The organism is Enterobacter sp. 342, assembly GCF_036663495.1.
Classification (GTDB): Bacteria; Pseudomonadota; Gammaproteobacteria; order Enterobacterales; family Enterobacteriaceae; genus Enterobacter.
In genome coordinates, this window is the sequence record NZ_JAWUEI010000117.1 from 1 (window position 1) to 887 (window position 887).

An 887-nucleotide genomic window follows, 5' to 3' on the forward strand; every position below is an offset into this window, starting at 1 on the left:
ATCGGTGGAGCTGCATGACAAAGTCATCGGGCATTATCTGAACATAAAACACTATCAATAAGTTGGAGTCATTACCGCCCCTGCCTTCTGAGTTGCAGCAGGTTCTGAATGACGCTCTGTTTCCGCGTAACAGACAGCGCCAAAAAAGCCGAGAGGTCGACGATCTCAATATTCAGCGGAGCCCCAATCAGCCGGATAAGTCGCTGAAAAGATTCTGACTCAGTCAGGACGGTTATCGGCAGATTAATAAAAAGGTTATGACAGTGAGGTGTATTTTTTAATGCGACAAGCTGCGCTTCAAGCAGGGTTATCGACTCTTCTGCAGACTGGTGGCGGAAAAACGCCTCACTGTGCCGCGTTTCGGACATGATGCTAAGCACCTCAGCGCCAATCTGGCGCGAAGAGGTGAGGGCGACAATGGGCTCAAGTTTAATGCCGACGATGTCCTGAGAAAGGGCCTGTAACTGGGGGGGCGTATAGATCAGGTTTTGCGCTGTCACTCCATTATCCTGTTGTCTGTCAGCCTCCAGGCGGCCGGGATACCTCTTACTAGTGTGACGAGGTGACGTTCAGGAAAACAGCAGGCGTTACTTAAATGCCACTAAGCCTTTTCGCAGCGCATAATTTTACGGTGAAACTGATGATAATGTTGAAAAAACAGGCGTATTTACAACCGGCCAGGCGTAATTGGACATGAAAACGGAAAAGGCATTGACTCACCTGACATTGACCGTATAATTCTTCGCGTTTCACCACCGCGAAGTTCACTCTTCTCAGTGCGCCCTTAGCTCAGTTGGATAGAGCAACGGCCTTCTAAGCCGTAGGTCGTAGGTTCGAATCCTACAGGGCGTACCATTCAATATCAGTAACTTACGCCAGTTTCAAAC

Annotated in this window: 2 protein-coding genes and 1 tRNA gene; 2 read left to right on the top strand and 1 reads right to left on the bottom strand. The window is 49.0% G+C overall.

The features are described 5' to 3' along the window. On the top strand, positions 1-61 hold a 61-nt coding region (locus V6E55_RS25945), incomplete at its 5' end, for an IS1 family transposase (protein ID WP_071528444.1). Between the two features lie 10 nt (positions 62-71). On the opposite strand, the gene V6E55_RS25515 is transcribed toward V6E55_RS25945, so the two are convergent. Next, positions 72-500: a hypothetical protein gene (locus V6E55_RS25515; protein ID WP_316944128.1), complete on the bottom strand. Its 429-nt coding sequence runs from the start codon at positions 498-500 to the stop codon at positions 72-74. 278 nt (positions 501-778) lie between these two features. Here V6E55_RS25515 and V6E55_RS25520 point away from each other — a divergent pair. Next, a tRNA-Arg gene (locus tag V6E55_RS25520) sits at positions 779-855 on the top strand. The last annotated feature ends 32 nt before the right edge of the window (positions 856-887 follow it).